The following is an 18189-nucleotide window of genomic DNA, read 5'->3' as shown; positions in this document are numbered from 1 at the left end:
AACCGTCCAGAATAGCCGTTGACGACGGTGCCAACTAAGATCGCAGCATGACAGGCTACGTCTACATGACCGCAAGCCAGAAAGGCGGCACGATCTATATCGGCGTCACCAACGACCTCGCTCGTCGGATGCCCGAGCACAAGACCGGCCAAGGCTCCAGCTTCACCAGCTACGGCGTGCAGCGTCTGGTCTGGTACGAGGAATATGTCGACATCACCGACGCCATTCAGCGTGAGACGTCATTGAAGCGCTGGCCGCGGCAATGGAAGATTGATTTGATCGAGAAGACCAATCCGGAATGGTTCGAACTGTTTCGCGGGATCGGCTGGTGAACGTTCTTCACCGTGGCGGCGCTCAGGCGTCACGGCATGGATTCTAGGGTCTGCGCGCGTCGCTTCGCTCCTTGCTCCGCCCTAGAATGACGAAGGATAGGCTGGCCGGACAGAACCGCCTCTGCCCTTGCCGGGCACTTCCCTCTTTGCGGGCCCTCAAGGACGATTTGCTTCCGCGCCTTGCCTCCCCCGCCATCACCCGGCATAGATCGGCCATGGCTCAAGAACCCTACCGCCCGCGCCGCTCGGTGCTTTACATTCCCGCCTCCAACGACAAGGCGCTCGCCAAGATCGCCTCGCTTGCCTGCGACGTCGTCATCATCGATCTCGAGGACGCCGTCCTGCCCGCTGACAAGAAAGCGGCGCGCGACAGGGTCGCCGGCATTCTCGCCGGGCGCGAAAGGCGCTGCGAGATGGTGGTGCGTATCAATCCTTTGGCCAGCGAGTGGGGCGCCGACGATTTGTTGGCCGTCGCCAAGGCGGAGCCCGACGGCATTCTCCTGCCCAAGATCGGCACGCCGCGCGACATCCTCGAGGCCGGCGACCTGCTGGACGACAATTTCGCGCCGGACAGCGTGAAACTGTGGGCGATGGTCGAGACGCCCAAGGCGCTGCTCAACATCGGCGCGATCGCCGAGCTCGGCCGCGATCCGGCGTCGCGCCTGGCTTGTTTCGTTGCCGGAACGAATGACCTGGTGAAGGCGGCCGGCATTCTGGCGACGCCCGACCGGCGCTATCTGATGCCGTGGCTGATGCAACTCGTGCTTGCCGCCCGCGCGGGCGGCATCGACGTGATCGACGGCGTCGCCAATGATTTTCGCGACCTTGACGCTCTTGCCCGGGAATGCGCCGATGGGGCCGCCATGGGTTTCGACGGCAAGTCGCTGATCCATCCCGCCCAGATCGAGCCGGCGAACCGCGCCTTTTCGCCATCGCCCGAGAGGCTGGCCGCGGCCCGCGCGATCAGGGATGCGTTCGCGCGGCCCGAAAATGCCGGCAAGGGCGTGATCGGGTTGGATGGCAAGATGGTCGAGCGGCTGCATCTGGCCGAAGCCGAGAAACTTCTGGCGAAGGCCGCAATCATCGGCGCATGATGCGGCGCGAGAAACGATTTTTTCAGACCCGGCTTTCCGCCCAGTCACGACAGGTTAGGCACGACAGGATAGATCCATGAAACTCTACCGCTTCCTCACCGGCCCGGACGACGCCACCTTCTGCCACAAGGTGACGGCCGCCCTGAACAAGGGCTGGCACCTGTTCGGCTCGCCGACCTATGCCTATGACAAGAAGACCAAGTCGATGCGCTGCGGCCAGTCCCTGGTGAAGGATGTCGAAGGCCAGGAATACAGAGCCGACACCAAGCTGAGCGACTGGTAAGGAAAGCGCTCAGAGACTGTTTCGAAATTCGCTCTGGCGAGTCATATGGTGGTGATTTCGAGAACCGGAGCGGAGCGGACATTTGGTCCATGAGCCTGCGCATGACCCCGAAAATCGAAATCGATTTTCGGAAAGGATCATGCGCCACCTAAAATTGCTGCAGCGTCCTTTGCGCGTCCAAGAGGACGCGCGGCGCTGCAGTAGCGCAGAAAGCGCCGCCAGATGGCCGCCGGAGTAGAATTTCCAAACAGTCTCTCAGCCCGGCGCCACCTGCTCGGCCGCTTCCTCGATCCGCTCCATGTCGTCGTCCGACAGGCCGAAATGGTGGCCGATCTCGTGGATCAGCACATGGGTGACGATGTCGCCCATCGTCTCCTCGTTCTCGGCCCAGTAGTCGAGTATGGCCCGGCGGTAGAGCGTGATGCGGTTCGGTCCCTCGCCGGTCTGCGGGTTCCAGCGTTCGGCGATGCCGCGCCCCTCGAACAGGCCGAGCAGGTCGAAGGGCGTCTCCAACGACAGGTCGTCCATGATCTCGTCGGTCGGGAAATCGGCGATCTGGATAATGATCTCGCCGGTGAGCTGGCGGAACTCGTCCGGCAGATGGGCATAGCTCTCCAGCGCCAGAAGCTCCATCTCGTCGATCGACGGCGAGAGCTGGTCGTGCCAGGTGCGTGTCTTGTAGATGCGGGCCATGTAACGTCCTTTGATCCCGGCATATAGGCTTTCGCGCCGATAGAGGCAAATGAGCCGGCTGGACGTCCGCTTTCAAGGTAAAAGCCGAAGGAATAAATTCCTTGTGACTCTGCTTGACTCTTCCCGGGCCCTCTGGAATCTATAGGAACATAACAGGAACAATTGCTGCCGGAAGTGAACGTCATGGCGATGAGCGCCGTGGCGCGGGACACTGTTTTTGCCCTGCGCCGCCAGATCGCGAAGATCGAGGGAACGCTGCCCGAGCGCCTGCAGGCGCCGGCGCTTGGCGTGCCTGCCAATGCCAGGTCGGACATGACGCTCGTCCGGCGCGGCCTCGCCGTGGCTTCGGCGGACGCTTTCCTGCACACCGGCATCGATCGCCTCGACACCGCCCTTGGCGGCGGGGTGCCCAGGGCGGCGCTCAGCGAAATCCATGGCCTGGAGACCCGCGATGCCGGCGCCGTTGCCGGCTTCGCACTCTCGCTCGTAAGCCTGATCCTCAAGCAGAAGCGGGGCCTGCCGATCCTCTGGGTCGGCACGGCGGAAATCTTTCACGAGGCCGGCCTTCCCTATGCCAGGGGGCTGAGCGCCCTGTTCGGCATCGAGCCGGAGCAATTGCTGTTTTCCGAGGCGTCGAAGCTGCTCGACGCGCTGTGGATCGCCGAGGAGGCCGCCCGCATGACGGCCTTCGCCGCGGTCATCCTCGAGATCCGCGGCAGTCCCCAGCGGCTCGACCTCACCGCCACGCGCCGGCTGCACGCCCGCGCCCAGAATGCCGGCCGCCCGGTGCTGTTGCTGCGCCATGCCGGCGAGGCCGATCCAACCGCCGCGCCGGTGCGCCTCATCGTTTCGGCGGCGCCTTCGGCAAGCCGCGAGACAGTCGCCGGGCCGCTCGCCGGCTCGATCGGCCGCCCTGCCTTCACCGTCGATATCGGCAAGAGCCGCACGGCCCTGCCCGGACAATTCACACTGGAGTGGAACCCAAATGAGCACGCTTTTGCAGAAAGAACAGAGAATTCTGTCGCTGTGGTTCCCGCATCTGCCCGCGGAGCGGATCCTGCGCCAGCGTCTGGGGCGGTCCTGGCGTTCCCGGCCGTCGCAGCACCTGCCGCCATCTCACCCACCGCTTGTGGTCAGCCATCGCGACAACAACACCCAGCGCATCGCGGCCCTCGACGAGCGGGCTGAGGCGCTGAAATTGAAGCGCGGCATGGGCATCGCCGATGCGCGCGCCATGCACCCCACGATCGACGTGGTGGAGGCCGACCCGGAGGCCGACCGACGCCTGCTCGAAGGCCTTGCCGACTGGTGCGATCGCTACACGCCGCTGGTAGCGATCGACGCCGAGGACGGGCTGTTCCTCGACGTCACCGGCTGCACGCATCTGTTCGGCGGCGAGCGCGCCATGCAGGACGAGATCCTCACCCGCTTCTTCCAGCAGGGTTTCGATGTCCGCGCCGGGCTCGCCTCCACGCCGGGCGCCGCCTGGGCGGCGGCGCGCTTCCATGGCGACCGCATCATTGCCGGCGGCGAGGAGGAGGCGCTGCTTGTGCCATTGCCATTGTCGGCGCTGCGCATCGCGCCGGAGACCCGCGCCGGCCTGGAGAGCGTCGGCCTGCGCACCGCCGGCGCGGTGATGGCGGCGCCCCGGGCGCCGCTCGCCCGCCGCTTCGGCGCCACCTTGCTTCTGCGCCTCGACCAGGCGCTCGGCCGCCTCGACGAGGCCGTGTCGCCGCGCCTTCCCGTCGCGCCGCTCTCGGTCGAGCGCCACCTTGCCGAGCCGGTCGTGCTCACCGACGACATCGAGCGGCTGGTGAGCCGCCTTGCCGTCGCCTTGAAGAGCGACCTCGAACGGCGCGGCGAGGGCGCGCGCACGCTGGCGCTGCTTCTCTTCCGCGTCGACGGCGCCGTCAGCCGCATCGCCGTCGGCACCTCGCGCCCGATGCGCGAGCCGCGGCTGATCCAAAGGCTGTTCCATGAGCGGTTGACCGCGCTGGAGCAGACCATCGACGCCGGCTTCGGCTTCGACCTCGTGCGGCTGTCCGTGCTGTCGGTCGCGGCCTTCGACTTGGCTCAGGGCGACCTCACCGGCGAGACGAACGACGATGACGCCGACATCGCTTTATTCGCCGACCGCGTCCGCGCCCGTCTCGGCGAGGCCGCCGTGCTGAAGCCGGTGGCCGTCGAAAGCCATCTGCCGGAACGCGCCGTCAAGACCGTGCCTTTCGCCGAAGCGCCGCAACGGCGCGCGCCGGCGGCCGGACGGGCGGCACCCCGAACCGCGCCGCCGATGACCATCTATCCGCCGGAGCGGCCGGTGCGCCTGTTCCGCTCGCCCGAGCCGATCGAGGTGCCGGCGACCGAGATCCCGGAAGGCCCGCCGATGAATTTCCGCTGGCGGCGCGCGCTCTACCGCGTCGCCCGCGCCGAAGGGCCGGAACGCATCGCCGCCGAATGGTGGCGGCAATTGCCCGGCGAGGAAGAGGCGCCGACCCGCGACTATTACCGCATCGAGGACAGCGAGGGGCGCCGCTACTGGCTCTATCGCCAGGGCCTCTACGGCACCGCCCCGCAAGCCGCGCCGCCGCGCTGGTTCATGCATGGGGTGTTTGCATGAACGCGCTGACCGTCATTCCCTATGCCGAGTTCGGCATCCGGTCGAATTTCTCCTTCCTGCGCGGCGCCTCCAAGCCGGAGGAGCTGGTGGTCACGGCGAAATTCTACGGTTTTGCCTCGATCGGGCTTGCCGACAGGAACACGGTCGCCGGCGTCGTGCGCGCCTGGCAGCAGGCCAGGGTGGAGAAGATGGGCTATCACCCCGGCTGCCGGCTGGTATTCGGCGACGGCACGCCGGACATCCTCGCCTATCCCCGCGATCGCCAGGGCTGGGGCCATCTCTGCCGCATGCTGACCCAGGCCAATCTGCGCGACGAGAACGAGAAGGGCGCGACGCTGCTCCAACTGGCCGACCTGCTCGAATGGGGCGATCGGATGTCGCTGGCGATCCTGCCCGATCTGTCCGCAGGCACGGAAGACAATCTGGTCTTAATTAGCCGGCTTATTGATCGGTTTGGCGCGGCGCTCCGACTGGCCGTGGCGCCGGATTATGCCGGCAATGATCGCTTCCGCATCGAGCAGGCGGCGGCGATGGCCGAACACGCCCGCGTCCCGCTGATGGCGACCAACGACGTGCTCTATCACGCCGCCGATCGCCGGCCGCTGCAGGACGTGCTCACCGCGATCCGCCTCAACACGCCGGTCTCCGAGGTTGGGCTGGAGCTGACCGCCAATGCCGAGCGCCATCTGAAACCGCCGCTGGAGATGGCGCGGCTTTTCCGCCGCCATCCGCAAGCGTTGGCCGAGACGCTGCGCTTCGCCGACGAGCTCACCTTCTCGCTCAGCGATCTCGAATACAATTATCCGGACGAGCCGACCGAATCCGGACTTGGACCGCAGGCCGAGCTCGAACGGCTGGCGCGCGAAGGCGCGGCAAGGCGCTATCCGGCCGGCGTTCCCGATCATGTGCTGAAGCGCATCGCCAGCGAGCTCGCCTTGATCGAGCGCCTGAACTATGCCCGCTATTTCCTCACCGTCCACGACATCGTCAAATTCGCCCGCAGCCAGGGCATCCTTTGCCAGGGCCGCGGCTCGGCCGCCAATTCGATCATCTGTTTCTGCATCGGCATCACCGAGGTCGGCCCCGAGCGCATCGACACCTTGTTCGAGCGCTTCATCTCCGAGGAACGCAACGAGCCGCCCGACATCGATGTCGACTTCGAGCATGAAAGGCGTGACGAGGTCATCGCTTACATTTACCAAAAATACAGCGCCAAGCGCACCGCCCTGGCCGCCGCCGTCATCAGCTATCGCGGCCGCTCCGCCTTGCGCGAGGTGGCCAAGGCCATGGGCCTGTCGGAGGATGTCCGCAGCGCGCTGTCCAGCACCATCTGGGGCTGGTCGACCTCCGAGCTCGGCGACAGGGAAGCCAATGCCGGCGGCCTCGACCGCACCGATCCGCTGTCGCGGCAGGTGCTGGAGCGCGCCAACGAGATCATGGGCTTTCCCCGCCACCTGTCCCAGCATGTCGGCGGCTTCGTCATCACCCGCGACCGGCTCGACGAGGTCGTGCCCATCGTCAAGACGGCGATGGAGGAACGCAAGATGGTCGAATGGGACAAGGACGACCTCGACGCGGTGAAGATCCTCAAGGTCGACGTGCTGGCGCTCGGCATGCTGACCTGCCTGAAGCGCGCCTTCGCCTTGCTCACCCATCATTACCCGCGGGCGCGGGACGATTATGGCCGCCCGCTGACGCTGGCGACGCTCCGTGAAGCCGATATGCGCGTCTATGACATGATCTGCCGGGCCGACACGCTCGGCGTCTTCCAGATCGAGTCGCGCGCCCAGATGTCGATGCTGCCGCGGCTTAAGCCCCGCGAATTCTACGATCTCGTCATCGAGGTGGCGATCGTGCGGCCTGGCCCGATCCAGGGCGACATGGTGCACCCCTATCTGCGCCGGCGGCAGGGCAAGGAGGCGGTCCATTACCCCAGCCCTGATCTGGAGAAGATTCTCGGCAAGACGCTGGGCGTGCCGCTGTTCCAGGAACAGGCGATGAAGATCGCCATCGTCGCCGGCGGCTTCCGGCCGGGCGAGGCCGACGAATTGCGCCGCGCCATGGCGACCTTCAAGCGCACCGGCACGATCGGCAATTACCGCCAGCGCATGATCGACGGCATGATCGGCAATGGCTACGACAAGGACTTCGCCGAGCGCTGCTTCAAGCAGATCGAAGGGTTCGGCGAATATGGCTTTCCCGAAAGCCATGCCGCGTCCTTCGCGCTGCTCGTCTATGCCTCCTGCTGGTTCAAGACCTTCTTTCCCGATGTCTTCTGCGCCGCGATCCTCAACGCGCAGCCGATGGGCTTCTACCAGCCGGCCCAGCTCGTGCGCGATGCGCGCGACCATGGCGTCGAGGTGCGCGAGGTCGACATCAACCATTCCGTCTGGGACTGTACGCTGGAGGAAGCCGCCTTCGATCCGTCCCGCATCCTCGAGCGCCATGCCTCGATGCGCGGCGTCATCGAGACGGCGCATGCCGTCAGGCTCGGTTTCCGCCAGATCAAGGGCCTGTCGGAGGAGCGTATGGGTGCGGTCGTCGCGCGGCGCGGCGACGGCTATCGGTCGGTCCGCGATGTCTGGCTGCGTTCAGGCCTCGATGTCGGCGAGATCGAAAGACTGGCGCAGGCCGACGCCTTCCGCTCGATCGGCCTCGACCGCCGCGCGGCGCTCTGGGAGGTGCGGGCGCTCGATGGCAAGAGCGCCGCCGAGAAACTGCCGCTGTTCGACCAGCCGTCGCTCAACCTGCGCGAGCTGGAGCCGGAAACGAAACTGCCGAAAATGCCGCTCGGCGAGCATGTCGTCCACGACTACCGTTCGCTCGGCCTGTCGCTGAAGGAGCACCCCGTCGCCTTCCTGCGTGAAAGGCTGGATCGCGCCGGCGTTACCCCCAATGCCCGCCTGCCGTCGGTGCGCGACGGCCGCCGCGTCTCCGTCGCCGGCCTGGTGCTGGTGCGCCAGCGCCCGGGCAAGGGCAATGCCATCTTCCTCACGCTGGAAGACGAAAAGTCGATCGCCAACGTCATCATCTGGCCGCGCGTCTTCGACCGCTTCCGCTCCATCGTCATGGGCGCGCGCTTCATCCGCGTCAGCGGCAAGCTGCAGCACGAATCGGACGTCATCCATATCGTGGCGGACAGGATCGAGGATTTGACTCCATGGCTGAGCGTCCTGTTGGAGTCCGCCAACCGCCCGGTCATCGAGCATAATCCCGCCGAACGGCCGATTGAATCAAAGTCCGCCGCAAGCCGTGGCCTGCCGGTTCGCCAGGACGTCGCCACGCTGTCGAGCGCCGCGCGGCAGGTCATGCCCAAGGGACGGAATTTTCAGTAGCAGCGATATCCAACACAATAGGGAACGCAGCAGAGGCGAAAAAGCGCCTTCGTCATCCACGGGCGAAGCAAGGAGCGAAGCGACGCGCGCAGACCCGAGGATCCATGCCGTGACCTCGGAGCGCCACCTCGGTGCAGAATTCTGCTCCGCCGCGCCCTTCGATCAAGGTCACGGCATGGATACCAGGGTCTCCGCGACGGAGCTCCGCTCCTGCTTCGCCCTGGAATGACGACGTCAGGAACATCTCCCAACCTCGAAGGCGGCATGACAGCGCAAGCCCGCTTCACGAAGGCCCGCTGAGCCGCGGCGTCGGCGGGGTCAGCATGTCCTCGGCCGAGATCGTGCGCGCCTCCGAAGGAAGCATGATCGGGATGCCGTCGCGCACCGGATAGGCGAGCTTCGCCACGCGCGAAACCAGCTCGCTGCGCTCGGGATCCCAGGTCAGCGGCCCCTTGGTCAGCGGGCAGGCCAGCAGCTCCAGCAGCTTCGGGTCGACCTCGGCTTTTCGTCCGTCCCGTCCGTCCGCCATCGCGCTTATCCCTTGTCCACTGCACGGCTTAAGTGTGTTGAGATTCAGGTCGGGCCGAGTCGAGAACTGTGGCTTCTGAGAACCGGAGCGGAGCGTACTTAACGTACGTGAGCACCGGCCTACGCCGACCGTAGCCTTAATTTAGCTGCCACGCCACGCATGAGTGCTTCGGCCGGCGAAGGCCGGAAGCGCAGGAAGCCGCCGTTCGCAGGCCGGCCTCACCTGAATATCAATACATTTATTGCAGGCTTGACCCAAACTCATCGTCCTCGCGCGCCAGCGTCATTTCCGTGATGGCGATCAGCGTCTCGGCGCGCGTTTTCAGGTCCGGCGCTTCCAGCAGCGCCTGCTTCTCGGCCGGTCCGTAAGGCGCCATCATCGACAGCGCGTTGACCAGCATGCCGTTTTCGGCGCGGCTGACGCTTTCCCAATCGGCCTCGAGGTCGTTGGCCTGCAGATAGGCGCGAAACGCCTTGAGCAGCGCCGGCCGGTCGACCTCGCCGGCGGCCGGGTCCTCCTCGAGGTCGGCCAAAAACGGCGCTATCTTACACTGCCGGAAAGGCGCCTTTGCCGCGAGCTCCTGCACGATGCGAAACCGGCACACGCCCTGCAGCGAAATCAGGTATCGGCCGTCGCCGGTCTCGGCGAGCGAGATGATGCGCCCGGCGCAGCCGACGCTGCACAGCTCCGGCTCGCCATCATCGCGCAATGCGCCGTCGAGGCTTGGCTGGATCATGCCGATCAGCCGCGAGCCGGCCATCGCCTGGTCGATCATCTGCAGATAGCGCGGCTCGAAGATGTTGAGCGGCATGCGACCGCCGGGCAGGAGCAGCGCTCCGGCGAGCGGGAACACCGGGATTGCCGGCGGCAAATCCTTGGCAAGCCGGTAGAGTGCGTTACCGACGCGCACCGCAACCCTCCCAATCAAACGCGGGCAAGCGCATCACCCTGCAATCTCCTCTCGCACCGCGTCTTCGATTGGCGGCGAACCGCCAGCCTGCCCTTATCTGGCGCTGTCACTCCGCCGCTCAAGCCTGCCGGCCGCGACAGCCGGCAAAAAACTTCAGGCAATCCCGGAACAGGCGCGTAGCGGTTTCCGTCCGGAACTGCGTCAGAACAAATGCGTAGAGCGGTTCGGCGATTCTGTGAAACGCCGAACCGCTCTACGAGAACAGCAGCGACGAGAGCTTGCGGCGTGCCGCGAGCGTCGCCTCGTCGGTCATTCCCCAGGCCTCGAACAGCTTCAGCAACTGCGACCTGGCGCCGTCGTCGTTCCAGGTCCGGTCGGCCTTGACGATCGCCAGCAAATTGTCGGCGGCCGCGTTGCGCTCGCCGCGCGCGTTCTGGATCATCGCCAGGTCGAAGCGAGCCTGATGGTCGGCCGGGTTGGCGGCGAGCCGGCGCTCGAGCTCCGCCGGATTGCCGAGCGCGGCCGCTTCCGCCGCCAGCGTCATCTTGGCGCGCAGCGCGGCCAGCGCCGGCGCATCCTTCTTGTCCTCGGGCGCCCGGGCCAGAACGGTCTCGGCGCCTTCCGCGTCGCCGGCGTCGAACAGGATCTCGCCCAGGCCGGCGATCGCCTCGATCGTCTCCGGCGCCTGCTCGAGGATCGCGTCGTAGATGTCGGCGGCGGTCTGGACGTCGCCGGCCCCACGCGCCTCGACCGCCGCGGCAAGCGCGTCCGCGATCTGCGGCGCGCCGCCGCCCTTGCCGCCGACCTTCTGGATGAACTGGGCGATCTGGCTTTCGGGAACAGCGCCCATGAAGCCGTCGACCGGCTGGCCGTCCTTGAAGGCGATGACCGCTGGGATAGACTGGATGCCGAGCTGGCCGGCGATCGAGGGATGATCGTCGATGTTCATCTTGACCAGCTTGACCTTGCCGCCGGCGGCCTGCACCGCTTTCTCGAGCTGCGGCGTCAGTTGCTTGCACGGCCCGCACCACGGCGCCCAGAAGTCGACCAGCACCGGCTGGCGGCGCGATTCCTGGATGACGTCGGCGGCGAAGGCGGCGGTTGTCGTGTCCTTGATCAGGTCGGCCGCCGCCGGCGCGTCGCCGAGCGAAACCTTGGCGCGGTCGCCGCCGCCATACTGCACCGTCTGGGCGTACTGGCCGCCATTGCCGCCAAACGCGCCGCTATACGGATTGTTGTCGCTCATCGTGTCGCCCTTTCGGTCGCGCTCTGAGGCGTCGGCGCCCGGCGCGTCATTGTCGGATTTCGGAACCGCCTTCCATGTGGCGATCGGTCCCTGACTTTCAAGATTATGAGACTGCCAAGATAACAGGATCGTGGCCGGTTGCCTCGATGAATCTGATCAGGTCGGCGGCGGCGATCGAGGTCGTCGCCTCATTGGTCAGCGGATGGCCGTTGATGAGGTCATGGCTCATCAACGCCTGGTCGAGCACGACCTTGATCTTGCCTTGCGTGTCGTTGATCAGGCCGAAAACCGTGACCGCGCCGGGAATGACGCCTAGCAGCTCCATCAACATCTCCGGCTTGCCGAACGACACCCGGCTGGCGGCGCCGATCAAATGGTGGATCTGCTTCAGGTCGACCACGGCGTCCTCGCCGACGGTGACGAGGAAATAATTGTCCTTCTTGTCCTTGAGGAACAGGTTCTTGGTGTGGCCGCCGGGAATCTCGCCGCGCAGGCCTTGCGAATCGGCGACCGTGAACAGCGGCGGGTGCCGCACCGTCGTGACGGAAATGCCGAGATCGGCAAGGAATGCATTGAGCTCGGCTTCGGTCTTTGGCATCGGTCCTCGCGCGGTCGAACAGGGCTCATGCCGTTTACGGCCAACGGTGCCATCGGGGCAAGGCCGCCGGCGCAATTCCGGCAAGAGCGGATGGCGGCTTCGCGCGAGGATTCGCGACCGGTCCGGTTTCGCGCCGCCTCGATGCTTTCGAAGCCAACCGCGTCACGCGAAAAATTCGCGCCAAAAAGACCGTCATTTCCCTGTTGCAATCGCCGCGCTCTTCGGCCATATAGGCGCGGCTTGCGGCCCAACGGCCGCGCGAGCGGGTGTAGCTCAGGGGTAGAGCACAACCTTGCCAAGGTTGGGGTCGGGCGTTCGAATCGCCTCACCCGCTCCAGTTTCCTCACCGAGGATCAAGCAAACGAAAAGCCGCGGACCTCCGCGGCTTTTTCGCGTTTAAGGCTTGCAGGCGGGCCACCGCACAGAGCCCCGGAGCCGCGCCTGGACGGTCGGCGAGAGCCGTATGCACCGCCACGGATCTCGCGCGAAGGGATCAAGCATACAGGTCACGCGATCTTTTCCCACGGCATGTAGCATCCGCCGTCGGGAAAGTGTCGGCCGCCCATCAGACTTGGGTCGCATGCCGAAGGGACTGTAGAGCCCCTGTTGCCGACCGCCCGACAACTATATGTTGAGTGAAAGTGCTGGAAATAATCCGGCCGGGCAGTCTCGCGGGCACCGTTCCCGCAAGTCGTTACGTTGGGGCATAGCTAGAGCAATTCCAGGAAAAGTGTGAGCGGTTTTCCGTTCGGAATTGCGTCAAAGCAGAGAATAAACGCCATGAGGTTCACAGCCTTACAGGATCCGTGCGGGCAATGGATGGTCTACGATCTGCGGTCCGGTTGCCCGGCGCAGATACCGGACATGGTGCTCATTGGCCTCAGGCGAGCGCAAGCGGAAGAGCTCGCCAGCCAAGCGAATGAACTCGTCTCGACATCGCGGCCGGCGGTGCTTTCTCGATATTTCAGCCTTTTATCGATATTTTACTGGCCTACGCCGGAACAATCGGACTCTATTTCGACTTCTCTGCGTGTCGTGGAAGCGCGCTGCGGTACCGGGGGAAACATATGGGCCAAAACAAAGACTTAGGGCGACTCGGCAATCCGTGAACACTGAGCTCGCTTCAGCTGCGCTGAAACAAGGAGCGTCAATGAGGTTCGCAGCGATGCAGGATCCGTGCGACGACTGGCTTGTGTGTGATCTGGTTTTCGACATCCCGGCGGAGATGGACGGCCGGCCGTTGATCGGGCTGACGCGCGGCGAAGCCGAGCAGCTTGCCGACCTGGCCAATTCCGGGCTTGGCGGGCACGGTGGCAATTCGCCGATCCCGTTCGCCAGCGTCGCCTGAAGACTTCGGCCCGCGCATCCGCGATTCAATGCCCGTTCACATCGGATAACGTTTGCGTTCCACCTCCGTTTCGACGTCGGGGCGGCTTCTATATGTCCATTTGGGCCGAGAAACGCCGGCGGTGAAAGGCCTGCACCGCGACACGACGCGACCGGACGGCCCGTTTCGGAAAAAGCGGTTTTGCCGCTTCCTCCATCTCGAGGAATGTCATCATGCGTTCTTTCATCCCAAAACTCATCGCGGCCGCCTCGATCTTCGCGGCCATACCGCTTTCGAGCGCCTATGCCGTGCACCGCCACCACAGGGCCGCGGTCGACACGACCACCACGGCATCGGTGCCGATGGATCCGGAAGCGAGAGCGGCCACGGAGCAACTGCTTGGCGTCAAGCAAGGTATCCGCAACGCCAGGGAGCTCGGCAAGATCTCCGAGGGCCGGGCCTGCGAGTTGATGCAGCAGGCCGACAGCATCCAGCGCGCCGGAGGCCGCTCGGCGATCGCGCAGATCAACGAACTGGACCAGCGGCTTCAGCAAGCCACCGGTCAGGGGACCTATATGGGCGACGGCTCGGATGGCGGCTACTATCCGAACGGCTGACGAACAGGCGTTCTTCCTGGAGCAATTCCAGGAAAAGCGGTTGGGCTCGGTGACTTCGCCGTAGCTTCCGCCCGGAATTGCGGAAAACTAAGGAGATACAGCGGCTGCCGGTGTGATCGAGCCTTCCTCGGCTTCACACCGGCGCTGCGGCGTGCCCGCAATGCCGCCCCACAATGCCGCTCAGTCGGCTGATGCCGTCACCTAATGCATGTCGCGCAAAAGTGACCTCGGTTTTGCGGCAACGGCATGCATTAGGCAAGGCGCTAAGCGCGTCGCGTGAATCCGTTTCGACGCGACGCGCTTTAGTGATTGTGGGACTGCTGGAACCCGGCCACGTCATATTGCGATACGCTCTTCGGATTCTTCGAGTTCTGCGGCTGCTCGCCTGCGTAATGTGTTCCCGCGTTGCCATCCGGATTGAAGGCCGAACCCGGGGCAGAGGCGGAGTTGCCCGGCGTGGCGCTTCCAGTCTCAGGGGTGCCGATCGTCTGGTTGGGTTGACCTGTCGTCCCCGTTACCGTGTGGACGTTGCCGGCCAGGGCCATGCCGGTGGAGGCTATGAACAAGCCGGTCACTATAGGCGTGAGGAGATGTTTCATCGTGTTCTCCTAAAAGCATTGGATTTCAGGAGGGCGCTCGGGTCTTTGGAGCACCCGGCGAGTTGGACATCCAATGTCACTAACGCTTTCGGACGGCCGATCATCCCGATCCTCACAAAGCTGTGATGCCACGCGCGGCTGTTCTGCCGGGCTCGGCTGATTGGGGCAACTACGCCAGTCTCGCCCTGGTGGTCCGCGGCGTCGCCAGGAGCAGGCTTGTCTCGCTTCCCGTAATCCCCGGGATCAACCGGATGCGGCGCAACACCGCGTCGAAATCCGTCAGCGTTGCGGTGCCGAGTTCCACCACCAGGTCCCAGCGCCCGTTGGTGGTGTGGATGGTGGAGACCTCGGCGAGGCCGCCGAGCGCCTTGACGACCCGGTCGGCGGCATGACCCTCGATCTCGATCGTCATCACGCCGCGGATCTTCTGATCGACGGCGTCGGCGCGCAGCACCACCGTGTAGCCGATGATCTCGCCGGACTTCTCCAGCCGCTCCATGCGCGCCCTGACCGTCGCGCGCGACACGCCGAGATCGACGGCGAGGTCTGAGACGCTGCGCCGCGCATCGTGCCGCAGAAGCGTGACCAGTCTTTCGTCGAGCGCATCCATGGTTGCTCACTTTGGTCAGATCGAGTTTTCAAAATGATAAACTAATCTTCTCGAAATGCCAATTTTCGCTGTTCAAACCGCCAGCAGGCAATGGTTCACTCCTTCGATCAATCGCAAGGTGAGAAAAGATGCGCTGCAGGATCGTCGGCGCGCCGGTGCAGGACGGCGCGGGCAGGATGGGATGCGAAATGGGGCCGAGCGCGCTGCGCACGGCAGGGCTGGTCTCGGTGCTGGCCGAGCTCGGCCATGAGGTCGAGGACTGGGGCGCGGTCGAGAAGGCCATGGCGCGCCCGGTGGTCCACGGCAACCTGGCGCTGAAGGCGCTGCCGGAGATCTCCGCCTGGACGGCTTCGATCGCCGAGACCGCCTACGCGGCGTCCAGGGACGCCATGCCGATCTTCCTCGGGGGCGACCATTCGATCTCCGCCGGCACGGTATCCGGCGTGGCGCGCCGCGCGGCCGAGCGCGGCCGGCCGCTCTTTGTGCTGTGGCTCGACGCGCATCCGGATTTTCATACGCTCGACACCACCACCAGCGGCAATCTGCATGGCGTGCCGCTCGCCTATGCCAGCGGCCAGGCCGGTTTTCAGGGCTATTTCCCGGATCTGCCGCAAGCGGTCGACCCGGCCCGCATCTGCGCCATCGGCCTGCGCAGCGTCGACCCGGCCGAGCGCCGCGCGCTGACTGAAGCCGGCGTCACCGTGCATGACATGCGCGCCATCGACGAGCACGGCATCGCGCCCCTGCTGCGTGCCTTCCTGGCGCGCGTCGAGAAGGAGAACGGCTTGCTGCATGTCAGCCTCGACGTCGATTTCCTCGACCCCTCGATCGCGCCGGCCGTCGGCACCACCGTGCCCGGCGGCGCCACCTTCCGCGAAGCGCATCTGGTGATGGAGATGCTGTCCGACAGCGGCCTGGTTTCGAGCCTCGACCTGGTCGAATTGAACCCGTTCCTCGACGAACGCGGCCGCACCGCGACCCTGATGGTCGACCTCACCGCCAGCCTGATGGGCCGCCGCATCATGGACCGCCCGACCCGCAGCCACTCCGGAAGCCTCTGATCATGACCCAGCCTTCGCGCCTTGCCATCGTTCCCTTCGTCAGCGTCGACCGCATGATGAAGCTGGTGCTCGCCATCGGCGTCGAGCGCTTCCTGACCGAGCTCGCCGCCTATATCGAGGAGGATTTCCGCCGCTGGGAATTGTTCGACAAGACGCCGCGCATCGCCTCGCACAGCCATGACGGCGTCATCGAGCTGATGCCGACCAGCGACGGCAAGATGTACGGCTTCAAATATGTCAACGGCCACCCGAAGAACATGCGCGAGGGCCGCCAGACGGTCACCGCCTTCGGCGTGCTCGCCGATGTCGGCTCCGGCTATCCGATGCTGCTCACCGAGATGACCATCCTGACGGCGCTGCGCACCGCCGCCACCTCCGCCGTCGCGGCCAAATATCTGGCGCCCAGGGGTGCGCGCGCCATGGCCATCATCGGCAACGGCGCCCAGTCGGAATTCCAGGCCATCGCCTTCAAGGCGCTGCTCGGCATCGACCGGCTGCGGCTTTACGACATCGACCGCTCGGCCTCCGAAAAATGCGCCCGCAACCTCGCCGGCAAAGGCTTCGACATCACCATCTGCTCGACCGGGCAGGACGCGGTGGAAGGCGTCGACATCATCACCACGGTGACGGCCGACAAGCAGTACGCCACCATCCTCACCGACAACATGGTGGGCTCCGGTGTCCACATCAACGCGGTCGGCGGCGACTGCCCCGGCAAGACCGAGCTGCATCGCGACATCCTGCTGCGCTCCGATATCTTCGTCGAGTTCCCGCCGCAGACGCGCATCGAGGGCGAGATCCAGCAGCTCGACGCCGACCATCCGGTGACCGAGCTGTGGCAGGTGATGACCGGCCAGGCGGAGGGCCGCAAGACAGCCAAGCAGATCACCTTGTTCGATTCCGTCGGCTTCGCGACGGAAGATTTTTCCGCGCTGCGCTATGTCCGCGACCAGCTCCAGGCCACCGGCCTCTATGAGGAGCTCGACCTGCTCGCCGACCCCGACGAGCCGCGCGACCTCTTCGGCATGCTGGAGAGGGCGGCCATTCAGCCGGCGGCTTGATGCCGGTCAGCAAGGCGATTTCATACGGCGAGATAATCGCATAGGGCGCTCCCCCTCTCCGTCTCGGCTTCGCCGATCCACCTCTCCCCCGCCTTTGGCGGGGGCGAGGAACCCAAACTTGCGAAGGCCTCGCCCCCGGCGATTGGCGTTTCCTCGCCCCCGCAAAGCGGGGGAGAGATCGGCGCCCAGCGCCGAGACGGAGCGGGGGCAGCGCCAGCGTTGATGATGCTGGCACCTACTCGCGCAAACGCGCACAGCTTTCCCGCTCGACCAGCACCGGCGCCAGCACCTCGCGCCGTGAGGGCGCTTCCGGCTCGCCCAGCCTCTCGAGCAGCAGGCTCACCGCCAGCGTGCCGATCTTTTCCACCGGCTGCGCGATCGTCGTCAGCGGCGGCCAGGTGGTGACGGCATAGGGGATGTCGTCGAAGCCGACCATCGAGATGTCGTCGGGAACCCGCAATCCGCGCGAACGCAGCGCGGTGACCGCGCCCATGGCCATCAGGTCGTTGCAGGCAAACACTGCCGTGATGTCCGGTGCCTGTGCCATGAGCTGTTCCATCGCCATCCGCCCACCGGCGAAATGATAGTCGGAATCGACGATAGACGATGCCGGCAGCTCGATACCTGCCTCTTTGAGCGCGCGGACAAAACCGCGCAGGCGGGCCGGGCTGGAGCTCGAATCGCGCGGGCCGCCGATGACGCCGATCTCCTTGTGACCGAGCCCAGCCAGGTATTGGCCGGCGAGATAGCCGCCATGGTCATGGTCGACCAGCACGGAATCGACATTGACCGACTGGATCTCGCGGTCGAGCAGCACCGCCGGCACGCTGGGCAGGAGGCGGGCGAACACCCGCGCATGGTCGGACGAGCCGGCGAAGATCAGCCCGTCGATCTGCTTGGCCATCAGCACCGAGAGATAACGCTCCTCCTTCTCGGCATTGCCGTCGGAATTGCACAGGATCACCGTGTAGCCGGACACGAAGCCCGCATCCTCGATCTGCCGCGCGACGCTGGCGAAGAACGGGTTGGAATTGTCCGGCAGCAGGAGCCCGATGGTCTTGGTCTCGCCGCGCCTGAGACTGCGCGCCACCGAGTTCGGGCTGTAGCGCAACGCGGTGATCGCGGCGCGCACGCGTTCGGCCGTTTCCGGCTCGACATGGCGCGTATGGTTCATCACATGCGAGACGGTAGCGACGGATACCCCCGCATGGCGCGCGACATCGGCAATCGTCGTCATGGTCCCTTTGACCCCTTAAAGCAATTCCAGCAAAAGTGTG

Annotated in this window: 18 protein-coding genes and 1 tRNA gene; 11 read left to right on the top strand and 8 right to left on the bottom strand. The window is 65.4% G+C overall.

The features are described from left to right. The first annotated feature begins 47 nt into the window (after positions 1 to 47). The 3 genes from RFM52_RS31040 (at position 48) to RFM52_RS31030 (ending at position 1709) form a co-directional block, all read left to right on the top strand. Complete coding sequence (locus RFM52_RS31040) at positions 48 to 332, top strand: GIY-YIG nuclease family protein (RefSeq protein WP_320298174.1); 285 nt, start codon at positions 48 to 50, stop codon at positions 330 to 332. A gap of 215 nt (positions 333 to 547) precedes the next feature. Continuing rightward, positions 548 to 1426, top strand: coding sequence for an HpcH/HpaI aldolase/citrate lyase family protein (locus RFM52_RS31035; RefSeq protein WP_320298175.1), 879 nt, complete (start codon positions 548 to 550; stop codon positions 1424 to 1426). 76 nt (positions 1427 to 1502) lie between these two features. Further along, positions 1503 to 1709 carry a DUF1737 domain-containing protein gene (locus RFM52_RS31030; protein ID WP_320298176.1) on the top strand — a complete coding sequence of 69 codons (207 nt, stop codon included), beginning with the start codon at positions 1503 to 1505 and terminating at the stop codon, positions 1707 to 1709. Positions 1710 to 1964: 255 nt separating this feature from the next. On the opposite strand, the gene RFM52_RS31025 is transcribed toward RFM52_RS31030, so the two are convergent. Continuing rightward, entirely contained in the window at positions 1965 to 2402 is a 438-nt protein-coding gene (locus RFM52_RS31025) for a metallopeptidase family protein (RefSeq protein WP_320298177.1), read from the bottom strand. A 183-nt stretch (positions 2403 to 2585) separates the two neighbouring features. On the opposite strand from RFM52_RS31025, the gene RFM52_RS31020 reads away from it, so the two are divergent. Genes RFM52_RS31020 through RFM52_RS31010 form a run of 3 tightly spaced genes read left to right on the top strand, consistent with a single transcriptional unit; the run spans position 2586 to position 8354 of the window. After that, positions 2586 to 3590 (top strand): ImuA family protein, encoded by a 1005-nt coding sequence (locus tag RFM52_RS31020; RefSeq protein WP_320298178.1) that lies wholly within the window; start codon positions 2586 to 2588, stop codon positions 3588 to 3590. Then, complete coding sequence (locus RFM52_RS31015; RefSeq protein WP_320298179.1) at positions 3532 to 5019, top strand: DUF6504 family protein; 1488 nt, start codon at positions 3532 to 3534, stop codon at positions 5017 to 5019. The genes RFM52_RS31020 and RFM52_RS31015 overlap by 59 nt, the downstream gene beginning before the upstream one ends. Continuing rightward, positions 5016 to 8354, top strand: coding sequence for an error-prone DNA polymerase (locus tag RFM52_RS31010; RefSeq protein WP_320298180.1), 3339 nt, complete (start codon positions 5016 to 5018; stop codon positions 8352 to 8354). Before RFM52_RS31015 ends, RFM52_RS31010 begins: the two co-directional genes overlap by 4 nt. A 283-nt stretch (positions 8355 to 8637) precedes the next feature. Here the strand turns inward: RFM52_RS31010 and RFM52_RS31005 are convergent, their stop codons facing one another. From RFM52_RS31005 to RFM52_RS30990, 4 genes are all read right to left on the bottom strand, one after another. After that, complete coding sequence (locus RFM52_RS31005) at positions 8638 to 8883, bottom strand: Trm112 family protein (protein WP_320298181.1); 246 nt, start codon at positions 8881 to 8883, stop codon at positions 8638 to 8640. A 238-nt stretch (positions 8884 to 9121) separates the two neighbouring features. After that, positions 9122 to 9793 carry an LON peptidase substrate-binding domain-containing protein gene (locus tag RFM52_RS31000; protein ID WP_320298182.1) on the bottom strand — a complete coding sequence of 224 codons (672 nt, stop codon included), beginning with the start codon at positions 9791 to 9793 and terminating at the stop codon, positions 9122 to 9124. Positions 9794 to 10046: 253 nt separating this feature from the next. Beyond that, complete coding sequence (trxA, locus tag RFM52_RS30995) at positions 10047 to 11039, bottom strand: thioredoxin (RefSeq protein ID WP_320298183.1); 993 nt, start codon at positions 11037 to 11039, stop codon at positions 10047 to 10049. A gap of 103 nt (positions 11040 to 11142) precedes the next feature. Further along, on the bottom strand, positions 11143 to 11637 hold the full coding sequence (locus tag RFM52_RS30990; RefSeq protein WP_320298184.1) for a prolyl-tRNA synthetase associated domain-containing protein: 495 nt from the start codon (positions 11635 to 11637) through the stop codon (positions 11143 to 11145). A 262-nt stretch (positions 11638 to 11899) separates the two neighbouring features. Between RFM52_RS30990 and RFM52_RS30985 the strand changes: the two genes are divergently transcribed. From RFM52_RS30985 to RFM52_RS30975, 3 genes are all read left to right on the top strand, one after another. Next, positions 11900 to 11974 (top strand) — tRNA-Gly (locus RFM52_RS30985). An 813-nt stretch (positions 11975 to 12787) separates the two neighbouring features. Further along, positions 12788 to 12985, top strand: coding sequence for a hypothetical protein (locus RFM52_RS30980; RefSeq protein WP_320298185.1), 198 nt, complete (start codon positions 12788 to 12790; stop codon positions 12983 to 12985). A 212-nt stretch (positions 12986 to 13197) separates the two neighbouring features. Further along, positions 13198 to 13581: a hypothetical protein gene (locus tag RFM52_RS30975; protein ID WP_320298186.1), complete on the top strand. Its 384-nt coding sequence runs from the start codon at positions 13198 to 13200 to the stop codon at positions 13579 to 13581. Positions 13582 to 13883: 302 nt separating this feature from the next. Here RFM52_RS30975 and RFM52_RS30970 read toward each other — a convergent pair whose 3' ends face one another. Then, on the bottom strand, positions 13884 to 14180 hold the full coding sequence (locus RFM52_RS30970) for an adenylate cyclase (protein ID WP_320298187.1): 297 nt from the start codon (positions 14178 to 14180) through the stop codon (positions 13884 to 13886). Positions 14181 to 14349: 169 nt separating this feature from the next. Then, entirely contained in the window at positions 14350 to 14790 is a 441-nt protein-coding gene (locus RFM52_RS30965) for an Lrp/AsnC family transcriptional regulator (protein ID WP_320298188.1), read from the bottom strand. A 128-nt stretch (positions 14791 to 14918) separates the two neighbouring features. Here RFM52_RS30965 and rocF point away from each other — a divergent pair, with 128 nt between their 5' ends. Beyond that, positions 14919 to 15851 carry an arginase gene (gene rocF / locus RFM52_RS30960; protein ID WP_320298189.1) on the top strand — a complete coding sequence of 311 codons (933 nt, stop codon included), beginning with the start codon at positions 14919 to 14921 and terminating at the stop codon, positions 15849 to 15851. A gap of 2 nt (positions 15852 to 15853) precedes the next feature. After that, positions 15854 to 16912 carry an ornithine cyclodeaminase gene (gene ocd / locus RFM52_RS30955; protein WP_320298190.1) on the top strand — a complete coding sequence of 353 codons (1059 nt, stop codon included), beginning with the start codon at positions 15854 to 15856 and terminating at the stop codon, positions 16910 to 16912. Between the two features lie 235 nt (positions 16913 to 17147). On the opposite strand, the gene RFM52_RS30950 is transcribed toward ocd, so the two are convergent. Next, positions 17148 to 18149, bottom strand: a complete 1002-nt coding sequence (locus RFM52_RS30950) for a LacI family DNA-binding transcriptional regulator (RefSeq protein WP_320298191.1) — start codon at positions 18147 to 18149, stop codon at positions 17148 to 17150. Between the last annotated feature and the right edge of the window lie 40 nt (positions 18150 to 18189).

The organism is Mesorhizobium humile, from assembly GCF_033977215.1.
In the GTDB taxonomy this organism is placed as follows: domain Bacteria; phylum Pseudomonadota; class Alphaproteobacteria; order Rhizobiales; family Rhizobiaceae; genus Mesorhizobium; species Mesorhizobium humile.
This window is presented reverse-complemented; position numbering and strand designations above follow the sequence as displayed.

Excerpts from the sequence above, each read along its gene's own strand:
- RFM52_RS31040 (WP_320298174.1), top strand. The coding sequence starts at position 48 with ATGACAGGCTACGTCTACATGACCGCAAGCCAGAAAGGCGGCACGATC.
- RFM52_RS31035 (WP_320298175.1), top strand. The coding sequence starts at position 548 with ATGGCTCAAGAACCCTACCGCCCGCGCCGCTCGGTGCTTTACATTCCC.
- RFM52_RS31030 (WP_320298176.1), top strand. The coding sequence starts at position 1,503 with ATGAAACTCTACCGCTTCCTCACCGGCCCGGACGACGCCACCTTCTGC.
- RFM52_RS31025 (WP_320298177.1), bottom strand. The coding sequence starts at position 2,402 with ATGGCCCGCATCTACAAGACACGCACCTGGCACGACCAGCTCTCGCCG.
- RFM52_RS31020 (WP_320298178.1), top strand. The coding sequence starts at position 2,586 with ATGGCGATGAGCGCCGTGGCGCGGGACACTGTTTTTGCCCTGCGCCGC.
- RFM52_RS31010 (WP_320298180.1), top strand. The coding sequence starts at position 5,016 with ATGAACGCGCTGACCGTCATTCCCTATGCCGAGTTCGGCATCCGGTCG.
- RFM52_RS31005 (WP_320298181.1), bottom strand. The coding sequence starts at position 8,883 with ATGGCGGACGGACGGGACGGACGAAAAGCCGAGGTCGACCCGAAGCTG.
- trxA (WP_320298183.1), bottom strand. The coding sequence starts at position 11,039 with ATGAGCGACAACAATCCGTATAGCGGCGCGTTTGGCGGCAATGGCGGC.
- RFM52_RS30990 (WP_320298184.1), bottom strand. The coding sequence starts at position 11,637 with ATGCCAAAGACCGAAGCCGAGCTCAATGCATTCCTTGCCGATCTCGGC.
- RFM52_RS30980 (WP_320298185.1), top strand. The coding sequence starts at position 12,788 with ATGAGGTTCGCAGCGATGCAGGATCCGTGCGACGACTGGCTTGTGTGT.
- RFM52_RS30975 (WP_320298186.1), top strand. The coding sequence starts at position 13,198 with ATGCGTTCTTTCATCCCAAAACTCATCGCGGCCGCCTCGATCTTCGCG.
- RFM52_RS30970 (WP_320298187.1), bottom strand. The coding sequence starts at position 14,180 with ATGAAACATCTCCTCACGCCTATAGTGACCGGCTTGTTCATAGCCTCC.
- RFM52_RS30965 (WP_320298188.1), bottom strand. The coding sequence starts at position 14,790 with ATGGATGCGCTCGACGAAAGACTGGTCACGCTTCTGCGGCACGATGCG.
- rocF (WP_320298189.1), top strand. The coding sequence starts at position 14,919 with ATGCGCTGCAGGATCGTCGGCGCGCCGGTGCAGGACGGCGCGGGCAGG.
- ocd (WP_320298190.1), top strand. The coding sequence starts at position 15,854 with ATGACCCAGCCTTCGCGCCTTGCCATCGTTCCCTTCGTCAGCGTCGAC.
- RFM52_RS30950 (WP_320298191.1), bottom strand. The coding sequence starts at position 18,149 with ATGACGACGATTGCCGATGTCGCGCGCCATGCGGGGGTATCCGTCGCT.